Genomic DNA, 16,488 nt, shown 5'->3' on the forward strand with positions numbered 1-16,488 from the left:
CTCAGGCTATGACGAGGGCATTTTCCGGCAGATGAACCCTGAGGAACAGTCCTTCCTTGTTGAGGCAATAAAGAATGTTGGTTTTTTTGTTCCCGTAGTTATCTCTGACAATAAAATTGTCTGCGGCAGAGAGAGGGTAAAGGCAGCCATAGCCGCAGGTAAAGAGACCATTCCAGCCCTTAAGATCAATGCTTCTGAACAAAAACTCAGGCTTATAGCGCTTGTTGAAAATGTAGCCAGGAAGGTGCCAAGTGGAGTGGATTACAAAAGGGCTATGGACCGCTATCAAGAATTGAGGGTCAAGCCAGGGGAAATTATTGTTCCCCTTAACCCAGAACAGGCAGTAGACCACATTGAACACCTGCCAGATCAATATAAAGAGGAAATTTCAAAGGTTTACGGTGAAGAGGCACAGAAGATTTATATAAATATGAAGTCCCAGCTTCACCACCTGGCAGGTCTTATCAAAAATAGAATTAATGAGCTTACTGAAACCATCCGCAACCAAAAAACTGAGCTTCAGGCATTGAAGCTTGAGTATGAAGAAGAAAAGCAAAAACTTACCAGCCAGTCTACGGATAAACTCTTTGAATACAGAAAAAGGATCGCAGACCTTGAATCACAGCTTAAGCAAAAGGAAAGCACCCTGAAGGCCGAAATAGAAATTCTAAGATCCGAGCTTGAGGACGCAGCATCCAGGAAGAAGGAAATTGAAAGATTATACAATGAGGCAGAAAAAAGGCTTAAGACAAGACCGGTTGTTGAAAAATATCCAGAGGACTATAAGAGACTAAAAGAAGAAACTGCCCGCCTTAAGAAACGTATAAAGGAATTTGAAGACAGCACTGACATAGTTCAGAGGTACGATAAGCATAGAGACGCACTGTATGCAGCCTTCTCCTTTTTAAAAATGCATATTCCTTCCCTCAAAAAAACCATCCCACAGGTGGAAATAAAAACCCTGATTGACCATCTCAAGACTCTTACTAAAATACTTGAGAAGGAGATAGAGCATGAAAAAACTTAGAGTTAACTCCCGTGTCCTGGTAAAAGCTGCCATCCTGGTCAGATCAGGACTTACCCTTGAGAAAACAGCCCGCATGGCCGGAGTCTCCGTCAGAACCATTAAGAGGTACTTCAGGTCCAACAGATCGTCTTTCAAATACACTTCTTTTTCACAACTTACAAAGAAACTCATACTCTACTATACATACCAGGGGTGGGACTTCATGATGATTGCAACCGTGCTTAAAGTCCCTCCGGCAAAGGTGCTGGGATTCCTTGACACAATCAGAACCAGTGACATAAAATTCTCCAGATGTGCCTGTGGAGTAGCTTTTCCGGTTACTTCGGACCTCTCAGACAGAATATGTCCATTCTGCGAAAAAAGACGTAAGCAAAATAAGCTACAGGCTTTATAGGAAAGAACCTCGAGACATGGGAATGGAGCATAGAAAAAAATCTCATACGGATATCAGTGAAAAAACGCTCAGAAAGTGGCTTGCTGAAATGTTCCCCCAGCAGGAAAATATCAATGCCCTGCTGAACAAGTGGCTTCAGATACTGCCGTATCATATAGTTGCCATCCTCATTTCTAAACTGCACGACCACTATATCATGAATCCCTCTACCTGGAACAAGTCCCCGGAATATCTCTCTGCAATTATCTATGAGCATTACAGAATTTATGTTGAAGCAGGATCCACAGATACTAAAGGACACCCCCTGGGCCGTCCTGAACCATACTGGTGGAAAAAATTTAGGTTGAGGCAATTATAAGATCCGCTGGGAAGGGATTAAATGTTTTGTTTTTGGTAGAAGAAGGACAGGATATTTTGATTTACGCAGACTGGACGGCACAAAAATCCATGCTTCGGCTAAGACAGAAGAACTGACACTTTTGGAAAGTTTTAGAACCTTTTTAATAGAAATGCGTCTCCTCCCCGACATGAATGTCGGGGTCTCCGGCGCTTAAGGGGAAAATCCGATGAAAAACCTGTTTGAAGTAGAAGCAGCAATAATCGGAGCAATCATTGACAGACCGGAACTGTTCCTGAAACTCAATGAGAAGCTTTCGCCTTCTGACTTCTCTCCGCAGAGCAGGCTGATATTCACAGCAATAAAAGAACTATTTTCTGAGACCGGTAAAGTTGATTTTCCCTCTCTTCTCAATAAACTCAACAAAAAAGTTGATGCCAGTGTGCTTAAAGCCATTGCCGAATACGGAGGCTTCACCGTTGACGTTGACAATGCAGCTGAACTCCTGAAAAAAGCCAGCCTCAAAAGAAAGCTTGAGTCAGCACTTTCAGGAACACTAAAGCAGCTGTCTCAAAATGCCGAACCAGAAGAAACAGCAAGAAAGCTTGAATATACACTCTGCCAGATACTTTCGCAGAAATATAGATATAACCCGGAAATACCTGATCTGCTAACAGAATATGAACTCTTTGTCAGGGAATTAAAGAGAAACCCCTGGCTACCGCTTCCTTTCACAAGAATACAACAGGCAATTGGAGGAATTATCCCGGGAACATTCTGGATACTCGGAGGTTATACCAGCAGGGGCAAAACTTCAACCGTGGTGGAACTGGCAACCTATCTCCTCAAAAAAGATGCTGTGGTTGTCCATTTTTCCCTTGAAGAAGAGAGAAAATTGACCGTGTCAAGGTACCTGGCAAACCTTACAGGAATTCCCATTCTCGCACAGCTTAAAGAAAAACTGAACGGAGAGGCTGCCAGAACCCTGGAAGATGCAAAAACCTATCTTTCCAGCAAGTCCCTTTACATCTACGATGATGTTTTTGACCTCCAGGATATTTACTTCAGATCACAATTTGTCCAGACAGAAAAGGGTAAAATTGATTTAATAATAATTGACTACATTCAGCTAGTAAGAATTCACGGCTGTAGAAACCTTACGGAAAAGATGGATGCAGCAGCAATCACCTTTCGTGAAATATCAAAAAGGCTAAATACAACGGTCATAGCAATTTCACAGATAGGAAGGGAATATACAAGGGAATCGGCAGCTATAGGCTTCAAGGGAAGCGGAGGCCTTGAAGCTGCCTGTGATATAGGACTCTGGATAGACCCCGTGCCGGATAAAGAAAGGCAATTTTACCTGAAATTGAGAAAGCACCGGCTTGGACCAACAGGAATTTTCCTCATGGAATTTACAAATACCTTCACCTCAGTGAGAGAAGTAAACGATAAAAACACAAAAAATGAGTTTGATAAAACTCCAGGCCAGATTGAAACCAGCATTGACGAATCCCGGGAGTTTTTTGAAGAAAACCTGGAAGAAATTGATGAGTACTGAACTTATTTCCTCTTCTGATTTGAGATATAAAGGGCCAGAATCAGGTAGTAGTGGCTTCAACTTCCAGCTACCAGAAGTGGTCAGAATGGATAAACAGGAAAGAAGGACTGATGGAAGAAAAAACTATTGATATCAGGCTAGTCAAATTTGACCCTGTCATTTACCCACGATCCACACAATCAGCAGATGAGATAGAACGATACGCAGAACTGATAAGAACAGGCACGGAGCTACCCCCAATCAAGCTTGACCACAGGTACCGGATTGTGGATGGTTATCACAGGTGGCAGGCACACCTGAAACATCACCTCAAGACAATAAGGGTTATCTTCGTGGACACAGCAGACGATTTTGAGGCCCTGCAAATGGCATCCTATCTCAATGCTGTTCAGGGTATGCCATTAACAAAAAACGACCGCAGGAAAAATGCAATAAAGCTCTATCAAATGGCGTGCCACGGATTCGCTCCACCTTCTGAGAAAAAAATGAAGGAAATTGCAAGGGCAGTGGGGGTATCATGGCAGACACTTTACAGGTGGACAGCTGAAGTCAGGAAAAAAAGAAAGCATGAAAGAGCAGAAAAAGTAACAGAACTACGCAAACAGGGAAAAACCCAGGAAGAAACCGCAAGAATCCTTGGCATTTCACAACGAACGGTCAGTGATGTGGAAAGGACAACCCCCTTTAGCGAAAATTCGCAAATGAGAATTTTTGCCAGGGAGGGGAAAAATAACAATTCCTTCGGTTTTACTTCCCGCAGGGAATGCCTGGCAGCCATGCAGGAATTAATAAAAAGCGATATTCCCTCTTGTGAGGAAGAAATAATTCAGAGCAAGATAATTTCCAGTTACATACAGATCAAAATAGAAAGACAACGCTATGGTATTGACATGGAAACATACAGATATTTCCGGCAGGAAATACAAAAGCATACTGCGAATATATTAACTGAAATGGATTACCTCAATAATAATGTAATAGGACTTCTGGCCCAGCTGAAAGACGTGAAGTTGAAACTGAACATAAGCGCCCTGTTCAAAAACATCTCTGACCGTTTTGAGGAATTCAAGAAACACTATCGGTATGTAATGGGAGTACCAGATTTTGCTGAAAGTGAAAGTAAACTTGACAGTCAGAAAAAGATAATCAAAATAATGACAAAAATGTTGCAACAAAAAAGGAGGAAAAAGTGAAACGTATGTTTTTTATTCTTTGCATGATTTTTGTCTGGAGTTGCGGCGGAAACCAGGCAACAAAGGTGGAAACCGCAGGACCAACAGTACAGCAGGTAGTAACATATCACGGCCCAAAGGCAAGAATCGCCGTTGCCAGCTTCAAGTGTAAGGCAGCCTGGTGCCAGGCTCAGAAGCTCATTCACCAGCAACAAAAGAGAGGACGATGGAGCGGACTTTTCGGAAAATTAATTGTAAGAAAAACAGACGAAATCGCTGAAACTGCAAAGGGAATTGGAACCGGCATGTCCGATATGCTCACCACTGCCCTCTTCAGATCAGGCAGGTTCATAGTGCTTGAAAGAGGAGAAGGTTTAAAGTCCCTCAAAGAAGAAATAGACCTCAGTCAGACGCAATATGTCAATCAGAGTCAGGCCATAAAACCCGGGCTTTTAGAGGGTGCAGATATCCTAGTAATAGGTGCAATTACTGAATTTGAGCCTGCTGAAGGTAATGTGAAAGGAATGGCCATACCGGGATTTGTGCCTTATGTGGGAGGATTATCATTTCAGAAAAAGACAGCTCATGTCGCCGTTGATATAAGGCTTGTGGATGTCCGTACCGGAAGAATCATCAGTGCTATAAAGACTGAAGGAAAAACCTCCGACTGGGGTGTATCAGGTATAGGTCTTGCCTTTACCAGAAACCTGCCTCTTGCAGCCGGGCTTTCCTACTTCAAAAATACCCCCATGGAAAAAGCAATCAGGGTGATGGTAGACCAGACTGTAAACGAAATAGCAAAGCAGATTCCAGAAAGTTATTACCGCTATGAGGACAATACCAACCAGGAACCAGACGTCCAGACTGCAAATCAACAGCAACCAGAGAATACCAGATTACAAAAAAGCTCAGTTAAAAAACAAAAAGAAATAAAAAGATAAAACTGATGTCTAGAAATAAAAACAATCGCAAGCAGGAAGCTTGTTTAACAAGAAATATCCGGGGATTTCAGCTCCCATCCTGTTTTGAACTTTTTGAAAAACGCTATTTCGTACTCTCAGAAGGAAGATTACCTGACCGTTATCTCTTGTGGCTGTTTAAAGAACATCTCCAGAACGGCAGCTATATTCGCTACACGCTGTATGGTAAAGCTCTCATTGTTGGTAAAGGAGCTGAAGCCTCCAAGGCATATCTCTACGCAGGACTTTCTTTTCACCCTTATAATGGAACTACAAAGGTTTTCATTCAGGATATAGTTACAGGTCTTAGAGGAAAGCACATTGGCACTTTTATAATGAATACTTTTATAGATTTTCTGCGTAGATGGGATTCATTCTTTTTTGTAAAAGAAATCGAAGGAGAATTAAGTCTTGTTGATAAATATGAACTGGAAAATAGAGAAAGAAGAAATACTTTTTACCGGAAATTTGGCTTTTCTTTTAAAGAAAAAGATGATTCCCGTTACATCGCTGCCACGCTGAACCAATTGCACACCAGGGAAATGGAAGGAATCAAAATTCTTTCATGGGAAGGAGCTCATAAATTACTCGCAAAAGCACTTAGAAATGAAATGTAAAAGTTAAGTTAATTCAAGGAAGTATTTAGGGCATTCCCGGCAAACCACAGAGCCAAGGGCAAAACGTGCAATGGAATTTATGAATGTACTGGACAGCAGCAGAGGTCAATGTGATAGGTTCAAGACAATAATTTTCCCTCTGCTACTGGTTTTAACCTGGCATACCTGCTCTTTCAGCTTCTGTTTCACCAGAGCAGGAGAACATTATGGGATCTCGCCCCTGATTCTTAAGGCCATTTCAAAAGTAGAAAGCAACTACAATCCATATGCCACCAACTATAACAAAGATGGTTCTATAGACTACTGCCACATGCAGATAAATAGCTACTGGGTAAAACACCTGGGTTACAGGTGGCGGTTTCTCAATAACCCATGCTACTGCACTATGGTGGGAGCGTGGATATTAAAACAGTGCATAAATAAATATGGCTACACATGGGATGCAGTCGCCTGTTACCATACAGGAAAATCACTCAAGGAATTGAAGGGAAAAAGAAAAGAAAAAGCCAAGAAATACATAAAGAAAATAGTTAGAGCCATCCAACAAATAGCACAATAAATTATCCTTCCTGTATGCAAAATTACATGCAAAATGGCACTTTACCACCCTTTGTCCATATTTCAGAATTGGTTTTAAAAAGATTCCGTGACAGGAAAAACCACAATAGATGCCATACAGGACCGGATACCAGAAAATTACCGGCAGTATCTGAAAAAAATCTGGCCACTGGCTGAAAAAATGGCCAGAGAATACTACCCGTTTGTTCCAAAAGAAATAGCAAATTCCAATTCTGAAAAATCTCAGGAACAAAACGCATACAGGGTATTCCTCGCCGAAGTATACCAGATAGCATTCCTGGCACTTGCCAGGGCAAAAAAAACCTATGACAGGAAAAAAGGAGCAAGTTTTAACTCATGGGTATACTTTTACCTCCGTCAGGCCATGAATGAAACCTTCACAGAAAACAACTATTTCTATATACACTCCTTACCAATCAGACCTGACTGTAAAAAAGACCTTATTTCCATCCTTAAACTTCGTTCTGATACCTTCGGTAATCAGAAAGTGGCTCTTTCATCTTCAATGCGCACAGACCTGAACAGATTCCTTGAAAATCATAACTACCAAGTAAGGGTGGTAGGAAAGTCTGTTGAAATTGCTATAAATGGAAATGAAATCATTTTATTGAAAGCAAAGATGAAACAGTATTTCCGCCCGATTTCCCTGGAAACTCACGATGTTGAAAATTGTAGAAATAATGGGAATTATGACCAGAACCCCATTGGAGAAAATCTCCTGGACAATGGGCTGAAACAACGTGTGTATTTCCTCATTCAGTATCTGCCACCCATTCAGAGAAAAGTCCTGGTGCTTCTTTATGGCCTCTGGGGATGCACGCCCAGAAACTATGCCGAAGTTGCCAGGCAGTTGCAGCGTACCGAGCAAAGAATACGTCAGCTGGAAAAAGAAGCCCTGGCCACACTCCGTGCAAAAATCAGGTCGCAGGTAAATTTTTATTAACTTCCTATTACCATTTTAAAATGAAAAAAGATAAAGCATCGGGATATATAAACCCAGATCTGAATAACATCCTTCAGGAAATAACGCAGTTGCATGAGCAGGAAAAAAACCGGCTGCGTGCAGAAATAGTCCGGCTGAAGCAGAAATCCCATTCAGGCTACACTCCTGAAGCAGTCTTTATCGTGGAAAAAGTAATAAATCCCATTCTGGTCATGGTTGCCCGTTTTCTGGAAGAATTATCGGCCAGCCTGCCGGAGCAGGTAAGAGAAGAAGTCCTGGAAATACTGGACAAAAATTATTTTTCTCAGATCGAAAAGAAAATATAGGGAGGTAAAGAAATGAAAAAGCTTATTATGGCCGTAATTGTCTGTCTCACTTTTTCCACAACTGCAATACATGCAGAAACAAGAATATCCCTTGGTGGAAATGTGGGTTACTTTCACTATAAGGAAACTCAATATGATACCACACTTTGTAAGGACTATGGATTTCTGCCCGGTGTGAACGCCGGGGTTTTGTTTAAAGAAAAGGCATGGTGGATAAGAGGAACCTTTGACCTGAATCTCACTCACGGCGCAACATATAAGGGCCAGACACAAACTGGAGAACCACTGAAATTTGATAATGAGCACGAAACCATCTGGACAATTGAGGGTAACATTGGATACACCTTCGCTGCTGACCTCACCTGGGGCATTCTTGATATAACTCCGTATACAGGTATCGGATACAGGCACTGGACAAGAGGAGAGGCAGATGCAGAAACTGGAAACTATGAAGAAGTTTACAAGTGGGTATTTCTTCCATTGGGAATAAATGTAATCTATAACTCCGACACAAGACCATGGTCCGCAGGGGTTGACCTTGCAGTCCTGTTTCCACTTTCTCCGAAACTTGATGTACATCTGCATGAACTTGATCCTGCTTTTGAGGATGTAAAGCTTGAACCGCAATGGCGGCCGGGGTTCAGGATACAAATACCTCTGTCCTATAAGTTCAGTCCACACTGGGCAGTCTATGTAGTTCCCCGGTATACATACTGGGCACTTGAGGAATCAAAAATAGAAGAGCAGACCGGATGGCAACTATATGAGCCAGCAAGCAGTACCCATCATTTCACCGTTAAGATCGGAATAAGTTATAGTTTCTGACAAGTACCCCGCTCTCTATCGTTACTGAGGCGAGCGTAACGGCAAGACATTTCTCAATCAGTTTCCCCTGCTGCCTCTTTTAATTTTACAGCAAGTTGTTCCATGGTAAAAGGCTTCTGGAGAAAAGTCCCCCGTGGTTTCTTCATCTTAGATCTGTGCGGCGGACACCCCACGCGAAAGCGTGGGGAGCAGCCGCACCCTCCAGCTTGAATAAGTTAGGAACTTGCAGTCCTCCGGTTTGGCACTTTGAGTTAGTCTCTTACCATCAACCAGGGAATGTAGACTAAGCCTATCCTTTAGAAAGCCACCAACATAGCATAGACTCCACTTTGGGTGCTTTACCCATGAACCTCTTTTGAAGCCCAGGCTGATCGTTCCACCGTAAGGTCTCCTTATTCCGCCTTTTGAAGGTTGTAAAGCGTGGAGCTGTCTTCGGTGAAACCTGAGCGGAGTAATACCCAAGATATTCCGGTTATCAGGTAAAGCTCCTCCGACCTGTGAATAAGCCAGACACCAAGCATCAATCCAGTGGTCTTTAGGTAGGTTCAACCTTCCTCTTATCTCCTTGGTCTCAAAACCCTGTTTTGTGATTACGTGTCCTAGTCGGTTCAATTCCCGGTAGAACCATTGCTTGCCTACTTCAAGCGGGCTAAAATTTTTGTTCCATTTTCTCTTTCCCCTTTTTGTCCAAGCCTTAATGTTCTCAACAACAAAGTGGGTTATGGGATAGAGTTTTTTCAACCACCGACAAATCCTTAACTTCCATCCCCACCTTGCCTTTGTGCTTGGTGGAATACCGCCAATCGAACGATTACTTCGATTAGCTCGGCAAGGTGTTTTTCTGAATCTTCTAGCCTTTCGCATTTGCCTTCTCTGCTTAACATGCTCTTTAACCCAGGTTACCGCATCAGCCTCTAAGTTAAGGTAGGTGTGGGCCCTTGATTTAACCGAAAAGCCTTCTTTCTTTGAACCAGGGTCTATTCCAACAACTACTGGTTCTGTCTTCCTTGATGATGGCTCCACATTAAGTCTCACACAGAATACACCCTTCTTCCAAAAAGGGGTTGCCTTGTCCTCTTTAATCCACCTCCTGGCCCTAGAGGGTTTGGTAGGCATTAGAGGGACTTGATTTTTGTCCACTACTGGGACAAAAACTTGCTGTAAGCCTCCTTTTCTCGGAGTATGTACACCGCTTCGGGACTGACCAGCGCAGAGGCTACAGGCTAGCGGAACACCCATAGCATGCTTTGAGGTGCCACCCTCAGCTGGTTCAGCTGCCTTCAAGCGACCTTCCAAATTTCTTTGGAACATCTTGGCCACCCTAGTCTCCCGTTTAGTCTTAGAGCTTTCGTGGTTGGCTTCCACTACTCACTCCAAGCCCCGTCCGTTAGGGCGGGGTAGTTGACATTCATTTCGGTTAAAACTCCCTTCGGGTAACCAGACATATAAACTACTTTTATCTCAGGCCGTAATGCATATAAATGTCTTGCCAGTTCATATCCATTCATCCCTGGTATTACTATGTCTGTCAGAAGGACGTCCACCGGGTATTTTTTGGCCTGTTCAAGTGCCTCTGCACCATTTTTGGCAAAAACTGCACTATAGCCCAGTGTTTCAAGCATTTCTTTCAAAAATTCTCTTATTTCTTTACTATCTTCCACTACCAGGACGGTTTTCCCTCCACCTGGTGATATATCTGTTATCTCAGGTTTTGCTGAGGATAAAACAGCGGTCTTTGCCTGTGGTAAGTATATTTTAATAATTGTTCCTTTATAAAGTTCAGAATATACCCTGACACATCCTTTCATCCGGTTAACAATTCCATACACAGTGGACAGTCCAAGTCCAGTTCCATCTTTTTTAGTGGTAAAGAATGGTTCAAAACAATGTTGTTTAATCTTTTCATCCATGCCCTTTCCGGTATCAGCCACACCAAGCATAACATAATCACCTGGTTCAATCCCACGCATGGAGGCAAATGCTTTGTCTATCTTTAAATTCTTTGTCTCTACAATCAGTCTTCCACCTCCAGGCATGGCTTCCTTAGCATTGGTAATAAGATTCATAATAATTTGCTCTATTTGAGTAATATCTGCTTCTACTTCCCGGAGTTTCCTATCCAGAGAGAACTTACACTCAATATTCTCACCAATGATGCGAACGATCATTTCTTTCATATTGTCTATAACCTGATTAATATTGACAGGTATGGTTTCTATCGGCTGCTTACGGCTGAAAAGTAAAAGCTGTTTGACAAGATTAGCAGCCTCATTTGAAATGGTGTTTATCTGATAAACATAATTCCACCTGGGGTCATTTTTATTTATTTTGCTTAACAAAAGCTGACTATAGCCTATTATTGCCTGAAGAACGTTATTAAAGTCATGGGCAATGGTTCCCACCAGTCGGCCAATGGCCTCCATCTTTTGTGCCTGAATCAACTGGATTTCAAGTTGTTTATAGGGGGTGATATCTCTGAGAATAGAAAGTGTAGTTTCACCATCAGGTAGAAGGATGACTGTGCGGTCAATGATTTTTTTCTCTCCTTTTTTTGTCAAAAGACCAAATTCATACCGTAATGGAGCAGTTCTGGGGTCTGTCCTTCTTTTTTTGTGATATTGAGATAACTGATCTTTATCCTCAGAAACCACATAATCCAGAAATGATTTACCAATTACCACATCAGCCTTTTCTCCCACCAGAGATAAAAAAGCAGGATTTGCCATTTTTATCTCTCCATTACCACCCACAAGTACAATGGGGTCAGGACTTTTTTCAAAAAGAAGTTTATATTTCATTAATTCTTTAACTTCCTCATCCATGGCCATTCTCCTTTAAACAAAACTTCATTTCAAATTAGGTTTTTTAAAAAAGGAACGGAGTCGTGATTTGAGACTTACAACAAGCCCCGGTGGGTTTTGTTTTTGGTAATAGGTAACAGGAGTTTCACCTATTCCCCCAATTTTTTGTTTTTTTATCTCCAAGAAACATACCTGTCAAGTTTTTTATAGATTGACAGAGAGAAGCTTACAAAACATCCATGTTCCCCATTTCCCACAGTATTAAGAATGGGCAAAAATTTTTAGTATTTTGTTATTACTTTATAAAAATTTTAAGGAGGAAAAAGTGAAAGTAATGAAATGTATGTTTATCCTGCTGTGTATGGTTACTTTTACCTGTTCAACCAGCTTTTGCAAGACAGCCAGTGTATGTAAGGGTATTACCATTGAAACACTACGCAAACACGTCCCCATCCCGCCGGCAGAGATTATCTCCATGCGTCCTGTACATGGACTGTGCGAGATTATCCTTGATATAAACGGTGAATATACCCCGGTCTATGCCACAAAGAACTTTGTTATTGCAGGTGAGGTATTTGAAAATAGGACACAGGTAACCCAGAACAAAATAAGTGAGCTAAAAGCTAAACAGTTTGGCAAACTCAAAAGCCAGGTAGAAAACCTGGTGGCCATGAGTTACAGACCATCTAAAAATGCTCAGCATACCATATATATGTTTACCGACCCTGTATGTCCATTCTGCGGCCGTGCCGAAAGTCAGATCAAACAGGTCGCTGATAAATTCAATGCGGAACTGAAGGTAATTTTTTTCCCGGTTCATATTCCCGTGGGCCGTGATAAGGCTATAGAGGCAATCTGCAGAAAGCTTACCCTGGAGCAATACCTGAAAAAGGACTGGGAGAGGGAGAATAAAACAGATGACTACCAGTGTGAGAGAGGCAAGAAAATTGTTAATGAATCTTCCACTCTGGCCAGAAAACTGGGAATCCGGGGAGTCCCTACATTTTTCACCGGGAATGGAAAGAGAATAGTCGGGGCAAACATGCGCCAGCTTGAAAGTGTCCTGAAGTAAAATTTTACCCCTTCACTATTATAAGAATAAAAAGAGAAAAGGAGGTGAAAGGAATGAAGAAACTTTTTGTAATCCTGAGCATTTTTATGCTGGTTGGAAGCATGCTTGTACCTGCCGCCATGGCTTTCGACACCTCTTCAGGAACAGAACTGCAGCCTGCCTACGACGCCATCAGCCAGGGGATCGGTGGTTACTGGGGTATGACCTTTGCAATAGTAGCTGTAGCAGTGGGGTTGTTCCTGGCATGGCAGTTCAGGAATGTTTTGATTTTCCTCGGTGGTATAGTGGCAGCGGTGCTGGTACCCCACATTGTTACAATTATTAGCAATATGGGAGCATGTTTCTAGTGTCCAATCATTGAGGCTACCGGGGTTTCCTCACCCCGGTAGCAATTTTTTTTAAAAAAGGAGCGTACCGTGGAGTTTGAGACCAGGTTCTGTCCCACACTGGATAAACCCCCACTCTTTCTGTGGTGGGAAATGGATGAAATAATCGTTTTTGTGACCTGTATCGGGCTTTCTTTTGTTTTCTTCAAGGAAGCACTGCCGGGAACGATAGCCGGAATCATTGGCATGTGGCTTTATATCAAGATATTCAAAAAGAGAGGAAGGGTAAACAAAGTACTGCATCATTTGTGGCGGCGTGGAGTATTTGACTACCCCACGATACCTCCTGGCTACTACAGGTACTTCTGGGAATAAAAATCATGCTATTTAAAAAATATCTCAGCACTTACACCAGTACACTTTCAGAAAATAGATTCTTGAAGGTGATAATCTTTAGTCTGATGATAACCGTGATGGTAGAGGGGGCAATGCTAATTTTTCTGGCAAAACAGGTAAGAGTGGTAATTGTGCCAAATTTTATTGATAAACAGTTTTCCATCCAGGGAAACAGAGCCAGCTACGAATATATCACGTTAATGACCGAATATGCTGTGGGACTACTTAATGATTACACCCCTAAAACTGTTAAACAGCGGAGACAGGAATTTTTGAGGTTTGTTGCGCCACAATATTATCACGAGATAGAAGCCCGGTTACTTGCTGAAGCAGATGAACTCATAAGATATGACACCTCATCATTTTTCATCAAGCAGGAAACCAGGGTAATGCCCGACAGGGTTATTGTTATTGGAATACGCAAAAAATTTCTTGGCAAGGAACCTGTGCCCCAGGCACAGATTGTATGTGTAGCTTTTTACAAAATAAAGGATGGAAGATTCAGGATTGTGAAATATGAAGAAATGGATCTTGATACTTATCGCAAAACTTATGGTAACATCTAACCTTTTTGCCTTTCAGGTTGTCCAGGGAGAGGGTTATCAGTTTGTAGACATTTCTCTTAAAGACACAAACAGAATTATCTGTCCTGTCAGTATAGGACAGGCCATCTTTTCAAAAGAAAAAAACATCCAGGTGAAAATTGCCGGCCAGAATGCCTTTGTAAAAATTATTCCGCATCAGGAATTCAACCCTGAGACAGGCCAACAGAAGCTGGTTTATCCATCCTACCCCAGGGAACTCTACCTTGAATGTGGAGGAAAAATTTTCTCTCTTGTTCTGACTCCAAAGGATATTCCTGCTGAAACCATTGCCCTGAGATTGCCGGCTTACGAAAAAGAAAAAGCTACTGAATACGAAAAGAGCGGTCCCTATCGTAAAACCCTCCTGGAACTTATCAGGTCTGCCTATCTGGAGCAGCCTCCGGAGGGTTACCAGGTAGAAGAAACAAATCAGCCTCTCAAGAACTTTGACAAAATCGAGGTGTTCCTCCGGCGCAAGATGAAAGGAGCACACTACGTGGTATATGAATATGTTATCACGGCAAAACAGAAAGTGAACCTTGATGAGATTCACTTTCTTCACATAACAAGAAATCCACTGGCAATATCACTCTCAAAACTCATACTTACTGAGGGAGAAACGGCAAGGCTCTTTATTGTCTCCAGGAAAAGCTGATGGAAAAATTCTGGGAAAATATACAGCAGGGAAACAAAAAGAAACTTTTCTACCAGGCAATAACAGGTATTGTGCTGATTATACTGGCTATCGGTGTTTATTTCATGATTAAACCCAGGGGACACAGAGCACACCCCAGGCCGGAGATTACCACCCATAAAGAAGACCTCACCAGGGAATCCTGGCTGGCCACGGCCACAAAACGTCTGGAAGAACAGCAGAGACGGTTGAAGCAGATGGAGAAGAAGCTGAAGGAAATTCAGAATATGACAAAGAGTCAGAAAGGAACTCCACTATCACCACCTCCACCGCCACCACCATCAGAAAATAAACAAAAACAGGCCAGTCCATTCATCCCACCCCCTCCACCACCTCCTGCAAAAGCACCTACCGGAACGACTCCTCCCGTTCCTCCAGCACAGGTAAAGCAGCAGGCATCACAGGGAATAACCGTGGAATCAATTGACCTTATAGCAGTTGTGAAGGGAAGCGGAGAGAAAAAAGTAAATTCTCCGGTAAAGACCACAATTAGGCAGAAAAAAAAGGCAAAAGAGAATATAGAAAATACTATTCCTGCAGGTTCATTCACATCCGGCATTTTGTTGTCCGGTCTTGATGCCCCCACAGGGGGGAAGGCCAGCAGTTCACCACATCCTGTTCTGATCAGACTTACTGATCTGACCGTCCTGCCCAACAAGTTTTACTCTGACATAAAAAGTTGCTTTGTAATAGGAGAGGGATACGGAGACCTATCCTCCGAAAGGGCATATATAAGGCTAAATACTCTGTCATGTGTAAAGGAAGACACCAGCATTCTGGAAAGAAAGATAGAGGGATATATCTCCGGTGAGGACGGGAAAATCGGCCTGAAGGGCAGAGTGGTAAGCAAACAGGGAGCACTCCTGGCCCGCACGCTGGTAGCAGGCTTCCTTGAGGGGGCAAGCAAAATCCTTCAGCAGCAAGGCACATACGTAAGTATTTCACCACTGGGGGCCACCGAAACCGTAAAACCCGGAGAGGTTACAAGACTTTCCATGTATTCCGGTGCGGCGGAAGCAGCGAAGAAACTGTCAGATTTTTACATGAAGCTGGTTAATGAAACTTTTCCAGTTGTTGAAATTACTGCCGGAAGAAAGGTGGAAATAGTATTTCTAAAAAAAGTAAATCTGGAGAAAAGCTCGTGAAAAAGATAACTATCTTATTCCTGATCCTTATTCTGTCTACAGGTTGCTCAAGGCTCCTGCTACCCTACCACGAGCACTACGCCTGTGAAAAAGAATATGAGGGGGGATACTGCGGCAGTATCAAGCAGGTATATGAAGAATCACTTAAGCAGGACAAAAAAGAAAAAAAAGAAAAGGAGCAGTGCCCATGTCAATGTCCTCTTCAGTAAAAAACTTCTTTCTAATATTTACGAGCTTAATACTGATATGTGGATGTGCAGGCAGGAAACCAGCCATAAGGCATCTGGGTGAACCTCCCACTTCAGCCGTGGATGTGGACCTCTCAGCCATTACGAAAAATAAAAAGAAACAGCAACAGCTTAAAAGACTGATTGAAAAAACAGCAGCGAAAATTGCAGAAAAAAAAGTCAATGAGATTGCCAGCAAGAAATCACTCAGAGAGACAGAACTTGAAAGAGAAAAACAGGAGATATTCAAAAATATAGTTAAGTCTCCTCCGGTTCCAATTAAAGCCCCTGATACTATTTTGCGTGTACTCATCATGCCTCATGTGGATGCCTCAGGTGTGTTTCACTCCTATGAATATTCCTATGTCAAGGTCAGTGAGGGTAAATGGATACTGGGCGATTACCTCCTGTCTCCTGCCAGGGAGGGAATAAAGAAAGAGAAACCAGTCGCAAGACCATTAAAAACAGACAATAGCCAATCCAAAGAAAAAGAGAAAAAGTAA

Annotated in this window: 22 protein-coding genes; 20 read left to right on the forward strand and 2 right to left on the reverse strand. The window is 42.4% G+C overall.

The window, feature by feature from the left end:
* The first annotated feature begins 31 nt into the window (after positions 1 to 31).
* From HS1_RS04940 to HS1_RS04990, 12 genes are all read left to right on the forward strand, one after another.
* On the forward strand, positions 32 to 1,027 hold the full coding sequence (locus HS1_RS04940) for a ParB/RepB/Spo0J family partition protein (protein ID WP_245670046.1): 996 nt from the start codon (positions 32 to 34) through the stop codon (positions 1,025 to 1,027).
* A complete protein-coding gene (locus HS1_RS04945) occupies positions 1,014 to 1,421 on the forward strand; it encodes a hypothetical protein (RefSeq protein WP_066061777.1) in 408 nt (135 codons plus the stop codon). Before HS1_RS04940 ends, HS1_RS04945 begins: the two co-directional genes overlap by 14 nt.
* Before the next feature lie 16 nt (positions 1,422 to 1,437).
* Positions 1,438 to 1,779, forward strand: coding sequence for a hypothetical protein (locus tag HS1_RS04950; RefSeq protein WP_066061780.1), 342 nt, complete (start codon positions 1,438 to 1,440; stop codon positions 1,777 to 1,779).
* 208 nt (positions 1,780 to 1,987) lie between these two features.
* A complete protein-coding gene (locus tag HS1_RS04955) occupies positions 1,988 to 3,319 on the forward strand; it encodes a DnaB-like helicase C-terminal domain-containing protein (protein WP_066061783.1) in 1,332 nt (443 codons plus the stop codon).
* Positions 3,309 to 3,449: a hypothetical protein gene (locus HS1_RS13070; protein ID WP_156469395.1), complete on the forward strand. Its 141-nt coding sequence runs from the start codon at positions 3,309 to 3,311 to the stop codon at positions 3,447 to 3,449. Before HS1_RS04955 ends, HS1_RS13070 begins: the two co-directional genes overlap by 11 nt.
* On the forward strand, positions 3,430 to 4,512 hold the full coding sequence (locus tag HS1_RS04960) for a ParB/RepB/Spo0J family partition protein (protein ID WP_066061787.1): 1,083 nt from the start codon (positions 3,430 to 3,432) through the stop codon (positions 4,510 to 4,512). Before HS1_RS13070 ends, HS1_RS04960 begins: the two co-directional genes overlap by 20 nt.
* Before the next feature lie 5 nt (positions 4,513 to 4,517).
* Entirely contained in the window at positions 4,518 to 5,432 is a 915-nt protein-coding gene (locus HS1_RS04965) for a CsgG/HfaB family protein (RefSeq protein WP_245670047.1), read from the forward strand.
* Between the two features lie 5 nt (positions 5,433 to 5,437).
* Complete coding sequence (locus HS1_RS04970; RefSeq protein WP_066061791.1) at positions 5,438 to 6,067, forward strand: hypothetical protein; 630 nt, start codon at positions 5,438 to 5,440, stop codon at positions 6,065 to 6,067.
* Positions 6,068 to 6,137: 70 nt separating this feature from the next.
* Positions 6,138 to 6,626 (forward strand): lytic transglycosylase domain-containing protein, encoded by a 489-nt coding sequence (locus tag HS1_RS04975; protein ID WP_066061794.1) that lies wholly within the window; start codon positions 6,138 to 6,140, stop codon positions 6,624 to 6,626.
* An 87-nt stretch (positions 6,627 to 6,713) separates the two neighbouring features.
* The gene (locus HS1_RS04980; protein ID WP_066061799.1) at positions 6,714 to 7,589 is read left to right on the forward strand and encodes a sigma-70 family RNA polymerase sigma factor; all 876 of its coding nucleotides are present in this window, start codon (positions 6,714 to 6,716) and stop codon (positions 7,587 to 7,589) included.
* A 20-nt stretch (positions 7,590 to 7,609) separates the two neighbouring features.
* Positions 7,610 to 7,915 carry a hypothetical protein gene (locus HS1_RS04985; RefSeq protein WP_066061801.1) on the forward strand — a complete coding sequence of 102 codons (306 nt, stop codon included), beginning with the start codon at positions 7,610 to 7,612 and terminating at the stop codon, positions 7,913 to 7,915.
* Positions 7,916 to 7,927: 12 nt separating this feature from the next.
* Positions 7,928 to 8,740, forward strand: coding sequence for an outer membrane beta-barrel protein (locus tag HS1_RS04990; RefSeq protein ID WP_066061807.1), 813 nt, complete (start codon positions 7,928 to 7,930; stop codon positions 8,738 to 8,740).
* A 147-nt stretch (positions 8,741 to 8,887) separates the two neighbouring features.
* Here the strand turns inward: HS1_RS04990 and HS1_RS04995 are convergent, their stop codons facing one another.
* Together HS1_RS04995 and HS1_RS05000 are read right to left on the reverse strand one after the other, a co-directional pair.
* Entirely contained in the window at positions 8,888 to 10,105 is a 1,218-nt protein-coding gene (locus HS1_RS04995) for an RRXRR domain-containing protein (RefSeq protein WP_281178346.1), read from the reverse strand.
* On the reverse strand, positions 10,105 to 11,562 hold the full coding sequence (locus tag HS1_RS05000) for a hybrid sensor histidine kinase/response regulator (RefSeq protein ID WP_066061811.1): 1,458 nt from the start codon (positions 11,560 to 11,562) through the stop codon (positions 10,105 to 10,107). Before HS1_RS05000 ends, HS1_RS04995 begins: the two co-directional genes overlap by 1 nt.
* Before the next feature lie 313 nt (positions 11,563 to 11,875).
* On the opposite strand from HS1_RS05000, the gene HS1_RS05005 reads away from it, so the two are divergent.
* The 8 genes from HS1_RS05005 (at position 11,876) to HS1_RS05040 (ending at position 16,488) form a co-directional block, all read left to right on the forward strand.
* A complete protein-coding gene (locus HS1_RS05005) occupies positions 11,876 to 12,613 on the forward strand; it encodes a thioredoxin fold domain-containing protein (protein ID WP_245670048.1) in 738 nt (245 codons plus the stop codon).
* A gap of 53 nt (positions 12,614 to 12,666) precedes the next feature.
* Entirely contained in the window at positions 12,667 to 12,960 is a 294-nt protein-coding gene (locus tag HS1_RS05010) for a hypothetical protein (protein ID WP_066061817.1), read from the forward strand.
* A 69-nt stretch (positions 12,961 to 13,029) separates the two neighbouring features.
* Positions 13,030 to 13,314 (forward strand): type IV conjugative transfer system protein TraL, encoded by a 285-nt coding sequence (locus tag HS1_RS05015; protein WP_066061820.1) that lies wholly within the window; start codon positions 13,030 to 13,032, stop codon positions 13,312 to 13,314.
* Between the two features lie 5 nt (positions 13,315 to 13,319).
* Positions 13,320 to 13,901, forward strand: a complete 582-nt coding sequence (locus HS1_RS05020) for a TraE/TraK family type IV conjugative transfer system protein (protein WP_082757625.1) — start codon at positions 13,320 to 13,322, stop codon at positions 13,899 to 13,901.
* Positions 13,852 to 14,574, forward strand: coding sequence for a TraK domain-containing protein (locus HS1_RS05025; RefSeq protein ID WP_082757626.1), 723 nt, complete (start codon positions 13,852 to 13,854; stop codon positions 14,572 to 14,574). Before HS1_RS05020 ends, HS1_RS05025 begins: the two co-directional genes overlap by 50 nt.
* Positions 14,574 to 15,758 carry a TraB/VirB10 family protein gene (locus tag HS1_RS05030; RefSeq protein WP_066061828.1) on the forward strand — a complete coding sequence of 395 codons (1,185 nt, stop codon included), beginning with the start codon at positions 14,574 to 14,576 and terminating at the stop codon, positions 15,756 to 15,758. Before HS1_RS05025 ends, HS1_RS05030 begins: the two co-directional genes overlap by 1 nt.
* Positions 15,755 to 15,967 carry a hypothetical protein gene (locus HS1_RS05035; protein WP_066061831.1) on the forward strand — a complete coding sequence of 71 codons (213 nt, stop codon included), beginning with the start codon at positions 15,755 to 15,757 and terminating at the stop codon, positions 15,965 to 15,967. Before HS1_RS05030 ends, HS1_RS05035 begins: the two co-directional genes overlap by 4 nt.
* Entirely contained in the window at positions 15,952 to 16,488 is a 537-nt protein-coding gene (locus HS1_RS05040; protein ID WP_066061834.1) for a TraV family lipoprotein, read from the forward strand. The genes HS1_RS05035 and HS1_RS05040 overlap by 16 nt, the downstream gene beginning before the upstream one ends.

Source organism: Candidatus Desulfofervidus auxilii, assembly GCF_001577525.1.
GTDB lineage: Bacteria > Desulfobacterota > Desulfofervidia > Desulfofervidales > Desulfofervidaceae > Desulfofervidus > Desulfofervidus auxilii.

Coding starts and splice junctions, on each gene's coding strand:
- HS1_RS05025 (WP_082757626.1), top strand. CDS start 13,852: ATGAAGAAATGGATCTTGATACTTATCGCAAAACTTATGGTAACATCT.
- HS1_RS04990 (WP_066061807.1), top strand. CDS start 7,928: ATGAAAAAGCTTATTATGGCCGTAATTGTCTGTCTCACTTTTTCCACA.
- HS1_RS04940 (WP_245670046.1), top strand. CDS start 32: ATGAACCCTGAGGAACAGTCCTTCCTTGTTGAGGCAATAAAGAATGTT.
- HS1_RS13070 (WP_156469395.1), top strand. CDS start 3,309: ATGAGTACTGAACTTATTTCCTCTTCTGATTTGAGATATAAAGGGCCA.
- HS1_RS04970 (WP_066061791.1), top strand. CDS start 5,438: ATGTCTAGAAATAAAAACAATCGCAAGCAGGAAGCTTGTTTAACAAGA.
- HS1_RS05010 (WP_066061817.1), top strand. CDS start 12,667: ATGAAGAAACTTTTTGTAATCCTGAGCATTTTTATGCTGGTTGGAAGC.
- HS1_RS04975 (WP_066061794.1), top strand. CDS start 6,138: ATGGAATTTATGAATGTACTGGACAGCAGCAGAGGTCAATGTGATAGG.
- HS1_RS04985 (WP_066061801.1), top strand. CDS start 7,610: ATGAAAAAAGATAAAGCATCGGGATATATAAACCCAGATCTGAATAAC.
- HS1_RS04950 (WP_066061780.1), top strand. CDS start 1,438: ATGGGAATGGAGCATAGAAAAAAATCTCATACGGATATCAGTGAAAAA.
- HS1_RS05020 (WP_082757625.1), top strand. CDS start 13,320: ATGCTATTTAAAAAATATCTCAGCACTTACACCAGTACACTTTCAGAA.
- HS1_RS04945 (WP_066061777.1), top strand. CDS start 1,014: ATGAAAAAACTTAGAGTTAACTCCCGTGTCCTGGTAAAAGCTGCCATC.
- HS1_RS05030 (WP_066061828.1), top strand. CDS start 14,574: ATGGAAAAATTCTGGGAAAATATACAGCAGGGAAACAAAAAGAAACTT.
- HS1_RS04965 (WP_245670047.1), top strand. CDS start 4,518: ATGTTTTTTATTCTTTGCATGATTTTTGTCTGGAGTTGCGGCGGAAAC.
- HS1_RS05000 (WP_066061811.1), bottom strand. CDS start 11,562: ATGGATGAGGAAGTTAAAGAATTAATGAAATATAAACTTCTTTTTGAA.
- HS1_RS04955 (WP_066061783.1), top strand. CDS start 1,988: ATGAAAAACCTGTTTGAAGTAGAAGCAGCAATAATCGGAGCAATCATT.
- HS1_RS05040 (WP_066061834.1), top strand. CDS start 15,952: ATGTCCTCTTCAGTAAAAAACTTCTTTCTAATATTTACGAGCTTAATA.
- HS1_RS05005 (WP_245670048.1), top strand. CDS start 11,876: ATGAAATGTATGTTTATCCTGCTGTGTATGGTTACTTTTACCTGTTCA.
- HS1_RS04960 (WP_066061787.1), top strand. CDS start 3,430: ATGGAAGAAAAAACTATTGATATCAGGCTAGTCAAATTTGACCCTGTC.